General features: G+C 46.8%; 5 protein-coding genes. 1 reads left to right on the top strand and 4 read right to left on the bottom strand.

All coding sequences use genetic code 11. The features are described 5' to 3' along the window. The 4 genes from M8370_RS22730 to M8370_RS22715 all read right to left on the bottom strand — a co-directional run. A partial coding sequence (locus M8370_RS22730; RefSeq protein ID WP_250021791.1) for an Hha/YmoA family nucleoid-associated regulatory protein occupies positions 1 to 165 on the bottom strand: 165 nt, incomplete at its 3' end. 106 nt (positions 166 to 271) lie between these two features. Next, positions 272 to 754, bottom strand: coding sequence for a hypothetical protein (locus tag M8370_RS22725; RefSeq protein WP_045899846.1), 483 nt, complete (start codon positions 752 to 754; stop codon positions 272 to 274). Positions 755 to 787: 33 nt separating this feature from the next. Next, positions 788 to 1363, bottom strand: a complete 576-nt coding sequence (locus M8370_RS22720; RefSeq protein ID WP_143114299.1) for a hypothetical protein — start codon at positions 1361 to 1363, stop codon at positions 788 to 790. Further along, positions 1360 to 1596, bottom strand: a complete 237-nt coding sequence (locus M8370_RS22715) for a hypothetical protein (RefSeq protein ID WP_060415434.1) — start codon at positions 1594 to 1596, stop codon at positions 1360 to 1362. The genes M8370_RS22720 and M8370_RS22715 overlap by 4 nt, the downstream gene beginning before the upstream one ends. Positions 1597 to 1911: 315 nt before the next feature. Here M8370_RS22715 and M8370_RS22710 point away from each other — a divergent pair, with 315 nt between their 5' ends. Next, positions 1912 to 5031, top strand: coding sequence for a hypothetical protein (locus M8370_RS22710; protein WP_126508661.1), 3120 nt, complete (start codon positions 1912 to 1914; stop codon positions 5029 to 5031). Positions 5032 to 5657: the final 626 nt, after the last annotated feature.

Raw genomic sequence — 5657 nt, 5'->3', positions numbered from 1 at the left:
AATCAGCGAGTCAGCTTGGGAAGACATGACCTGCTTATTCGCACCTTCCTTAAAGGGTTCCAGTTCGTCGTCGGTCAGATCGTATTTGTTTTTTTCTATCACTTTTTCAAGCGTGTCTCTGGAAGTACAGCGTCTGAGGCATAACAGCCATTCCTGTCTGGTCATGTAATTTATGCAATAGCACCGGGAAGAAGTCGCTTATCTTAAGTGGTACGCTTCAGATCTGTCTATGAGACAACCCCGTGTACCGACAGAACAGGACGGAAAGCGGTTAATTCAGCCCGTTATGCTGAACATAATCGCTGATGCTCAGGCCTGACTTGCGGATATCATCCGAAACCTTGCGGTACTGATCTTTCCACTCTTCTGGCATGTCCCGGAGAACCGCTATTTTACAGGCCACACTGTAGGGGGTACGCCCCAGCTTTTCGGCCAGCCAGAACAGATGAACGCCCACCTCTTCGTCCGGTACGGATTCGAGGGCATCAAGCAGCATCGTCCCCTCTTCTTCCCGCCAGGGTTCGCCGGCATGCGGAAAACGTGGGTCGGGCACACGTTCCTGTTTCTCTTCCTTTAGTTTCGACGCTGCCGGAACGCTGGACTTCTTCATACTGACGCGCGCTTTCATGGCACCGATGGCGGCGACGGCCCGGACCAAATCCTCGCGCTCCTGGCGCGTCAGCAGGCTGTCCTCACAAATCAGGGCATTCAGATTATCGATCAGCGTATTCAGTTTGGGTTCTGTTAATTTCATTCTTCTGTTCTCATTCCTTGCATGTGGTGTCGGTCAGTCCCGGCTCTCATTCACCTGGATGGTGACCGGCAGTCCTGCATCAAAACAGGTCTGATACCAGCTGGCCACCTGCAGGGGATCGCCCTCTTTTATCCGGCGTATGCCGCCGGCATCCGTCAGCTGCAGGCAGGTGGACCCGTCCGGACGGATCACGTAGGCCGCTTCCCTGATGGTGTAATGGTCGTCATCCAGCTGCAGCGCCACCGCATCACCGGCAGCCGTCTGGCGTAACGGCAGACGCCGGACGTCTGTCAGCCGTTGTCGTGCCGTTTCAGCCTCGCGTTCTGCCTGGAAGAGCGGTTCTGCAATGCCGCGACCGGCCTCCGTCAGCTCGACGGCCAGCTGCAGGTTCGGGGTGCGCAGGGTGCGCAGCCAGCCCGCAGCTTCCATGCGCCGGCAGGAGGCGCGCAGGTTCGGCCCGTACACCGGGGCGTCCCCGCCCTGCTCCAGCACCCGCTCGATATCCCGCGTCGCCACCGGCCCCGGACGTTTCGCATCGAGGGCGGCCAGCACAATCAGCACCCGCCGCTGCAGCGGTGACGGACGTCGGCTTTTTACCGTTCCATTCATTCTTTCATTCCGGCTACACGTTCCTGAAAACGACGGAGGTCAGCCTGTACCGGGCTGAAGTCGGATGCCCCTGCTTTAGCAAGCTCAGACCACAGAAATATGACAGCTTCCACACTGGAAATTTTCGCTGCCGTCGTCTGATCCTGGCGCTTTTTGATAGCTTCAATGACCTCTGTTGTTGTCGCGGCCAGCTGTTCATAGCTGAGTGAAAAATTCACTTCTTTCTCATCCATCCTGCACGCTCCGTCTGAAGATGTCCCGTTATGTTAAAAATCATACTCTATATGATTTAGTTCCTATGTGACAAACATCATATCAGATATGATTATTTGGTTAATGATAAATATCACACTCAGTATGATTTTATGCGTCTGGTTTGATTATCATATCTCTTGAGGGATTCCCGCCGCGCAGATCCGAAAATTGTCTAAATCGGATAACAGGGTGACGAACTTTGCACGAAGGGCATCGGGTGACATTTTCCAGAGAAAAAAAGGTCCCTACCGCTTATTATTCATAAGATTTCTTATGGAACACGCAGGATATCTATGTTTGGAAAACTTCTTAAAAGTGTCTCATGGCAGGTGAGAGCTGAACTCCGACGGAGCCTGAAGTCGAACCAGGATTACAAAAAACTTCGCTGGAACCGGGTGGAGAGAATACTTATTGCCTGCACCACCCATTACATCCGGGCTATGCTGGTCCTCTGGTCCGCAGCCTTCGGGGCTGTTTGCGTGGTCGAATATTTTCGCCCTGTATTACAACCTTTCGCTCTGCAGCATTTTAAGGGCATTACCACGCTTTCAGGTTGGATGTCTAATTTACTGGGTAGCCAGTTGACTATTATCGGTATCGTTTTTCCACTTGTCGTGGGCCTTATAAGTGTTCTGTTTCAAAAAAAATCAGCAAGGATGCATATTCAGTCAGCATATCAACTTCATTCCGGATATTTGTTTGCTGGTCTGAGTGGACTGTCACTTGCCGCATTTATTGTGGTGGGCGGTATGATGTTATCTGTTGGTGACAGATATCTTAATACAGCTTTCGCCGTTACTGCTTTTGTGTGGATGCTTTTCAATATTATTCTGTCTATCTGGTTCTTCGTCTCCAGTCTGAATGTCCTGGATGAGAGCAAGCGCGATCGACTATTGAATAAGTTTTTTTTGTCTCAGATAGTGGATGACTACATACAAAAAGCATATATTCTGGCGTGGCTGCGCTACCCGGGGGCTAACGTAGGTGAAAATTACCTCGGTAATATTAAAATACTGCCTTACTCAATCTCTGAGAAAAACGAGATGCTTCATGTTAAATCTAATGTCAGTAAAGGTGATGTTGTTACAGACATTTATATAAGGCCATTTTTATTTCTGCTGAGAAGGCTAGAGGCGGTAGATGGGCAGGATGCGGAAATTATCATTCTGCCCTCCTTTGGTGTTCGTTCCGGTGAACTGACTTTAATGTCATTGAAAAATATCAAGCCTGTTTCAGGATTGTGGCGGTGGTTATTTATCCGTTGTATTGTAACAGGACGCCCTGAGAAGAAAAGGGATCTGGATGATATTACTTTTGATTTCTTTGGTGAGGCTTACGATGCACTTAATGATAAAAATATTAGCGTCTTCAGAGCAGGAATTGAAAGATTAACAGATACCTATACCTCTATCAAAAGAAGTTACAATTACGGGGTTGATAAAAATTATCTGGATGAAGTAAAAGAATCAGGTTTTAGCCATACTTTCAGTGATTCATTCCATTATGAATTGAGAAAGTTTTTTCGTGAATCCGTAAAATCAACGGAATATTCAGGCGAATATTTCCGTGAATCGATGGCCATTCCATTGCATGTGTACAGAAAAACACAGAGCACGTGTTTTACCGATTTCAGACAGTTTTTACTTTCGCTTTTCAGGGTGTGGCATGTGTTAAACGACTGGAAAGCGGGACTGGGGGGCCCCCTCTCGGCCAGCCAGGAGCTGACTCACCAGGCCCTTATCCGCGAGTTCATCGGACTGTGGGAAGGCTGGAGTATGACCACAATCACTGGCAAACCCGGGAGTGAAGATTCTACTGGCCGCCTGATGTATCATCTGCATAATACCGTCAGGCTTCTTATTCCGTCAGTGGTTGCCGATAATGCCTCTTCCGTGCGATATGCTCACGACGTTCTCTGCCTCTGGTTTAATCAGAACCGGTTTACACGGTACTGGGAGGAAGAGTACCGCTGGCACAGTTTCTTCCTGACTCCGGATTATCTGTCCCTGAAGGAGACAGAACCGCAGTGGGATATGTTACTCAGGGGCAGCATGTATAAAAAAGATGCGGCTTTGTCCATTATGTTTGCAAATGCCTTATCTGATTTGCGGTTGTTAATGGCAGGGTATCTTATTGCTCATTTTGAACCGCAAAAAAATATAGACTTAGCCGATCTTGTAAATCATCTCATTATGTCTGAATTATATGAAGATAGAGATACACATGACACGCTGACACCTGCATTCAGATGTTCTGTCGATATCATTGACATGATACTGAGAATTGAGCACTGTAATCTGCATACGAATACAAGCTGGTACAGCGGGTTATCCGAAACCATTGAGGTTATGAACTCATATAATGAAAGGCCTTACATTCCCGGGCGGGTGTATACAGGAGTAAATGAAGATATTGGCAGCCTCTACGGAGCGTTCTCCTTACTGGCCATAAAGCTCGCGCGACCAGCTGAACAGGTTACGCAGCGCGTTAATGAAGCCCTGGCGGGAAGGTTGTTTTCCTATTTCAGTAAAGACAGAATAATTTCTATTCTTGAACGACTGAAACGAGACCCTTCAGTTCCTTATGAAGGTTATATTATTTCAGAAGCGGATTATGCAACGAATGTGGTGTTCTTTAATGATGTTCTGGATAAATACATAGATGTCTTCAACCGTAGTAAAACGGCAGATATCGTTGCTGCTGAAGTAGACCAGGAGCGACTCAGAAATACTGATACTCGTCTTACAAACGAACTTCCTGGGGCATTGTCTGAAGATGTTCTGCTTAAATACTTCACGTTTACTCAAAATTCAGAATGTGATCGCAACTGGCTGGTGAGATACATTCCTGTTGGTGTTTCCAAAGATTATGTTGCCAGAGATCTTAATCAGAATGTCTACGGAGATTTTCCTTCGGTATCAGAAGTGAAGAGAAATATTCTCCACAGACTGCATTATGAACTGTGGAAATCACAGGCTAAATTAACAATTGAGGTCAATAATCTCGAAACGCTCTTAATGGAAGTCGCGCAACGGTCCGCTGATCAGAATAACTACATTCTGATGATCTATGGTTCCCGCTTCAGCGAAGAACTGAGGGAGCTGGTCTACCAGCCGGCAAGGCATGACGCGTTTAGCATACATGTTGATGTATCGGCCAGAGGTAGCCGCTCTCTGCCCTTCAGGATCAATAACTGTCTTATTTACCTTGTCCTCAATTCCGAACAGAAATTTTCACTTATGGTCAGTGCTGAATCCTTTGGTGAACTCAGGTTGTTCAGGTATCCGGATGGAACCCTTTTTAACACTTTCTACCGCAGCAACGGTGATCCACTTGAAGGTGTGATGAAAACGCTCTGGGAAATGGAGATGGAAATTACCGATACACCAGTGGTGCGGTTTGAACATCGCTGAGCAAAATTAAGGTGACCCCGGATGGGGTCGCTGTTAAATTGCTTTGTTGTTAATAATTAATTTGAATTGCGATATTTACAGCAATAATCCACTCATCACAACAATTCACTCTTTTTTGTGCTTATCCTGCAATAATCTCTCTCTTCCTCTCCTGAGATCCGAAAAGATGTTGTTCCGGATCTTCCGGAACAGCCCCGGTGCGCAGCGGCCTAAAAACACAATATGTGCTACGCCATAGGCTGATTTTTCTTCTATATATAGTGTTTGCCCCCTGCCCCGTGACCGGCCGCTCACCACCATAAAAGGGCGATATGGTTATTCCGTGGGCGTGGTACACTTCCGGAAAGTTGTGATAAGAAAGAAAGTCGGATCTGACCGGAACGGCCATTCGGTAATTTAAATGAATGACTATATGACTGCTTATTATTTTAATTAGATAAATTCACTTTCGTGAAAGTCACTGTAGCGACAGAGTGGCACTCATCTGACGATGATTGAGGTGTGGTAAAATTGCACGGCTAACTATTCAACTGAGGAAAGGACATGTTTACTGCATTCAATGAGAGAAATGATTTCAGTTATGCTTTTGAAAAAATCCGTAATGCGATTTCCGCGCCAGGAGAAAA

This window comes from Enterobacter cloacae complex sp. OE43NF (genome assembly GCF_023544405.1).
GTDB classification, from domain to species: Bacteria; Pseudomonadota; Gammaproteobacteria; order Enterobacterales; family Enterobacteriaceae; genus Enterobacter; species Enterobacter cloacae.
This window is presented reverse-complemented; position numbering and strand designations above follow the sequence as displayed.

What these genes read in the sequence shown, in the direction of transcription:
- M8370_RS22715 (WP_060415434.1), bottom strand. Translation starts at nt 1,596, where the DNA reads ATGGATGAGAAAGAAGTGAATTTTTCACTCAGCTATGAACAGCTGGCC.
- M8370_RS22725 (WP_045899846.1), bottom strand. Translation starts at nt 754, where the DNA reads ATGAAATTAACAGAACCCAAACTGAATACGCTGATCGATAATCTGAAT.
- M8370_RS22710 (WP_126508661.1), top strand. Translation starts at nt 1,912, where the DNA reads ATGTTTGGAAAACTTCTTAAAAGTGTCTCATGGCAGGTGAGAGCTGAA.
- M8370_RS22720 (WP_143114299.1), bottom strand. Translation starts at nt 1,363, where the DNA reads ATGAATGGAACGGTAAAAAGCCGACGTCCGTCACCGCTGCAGCGGCGG.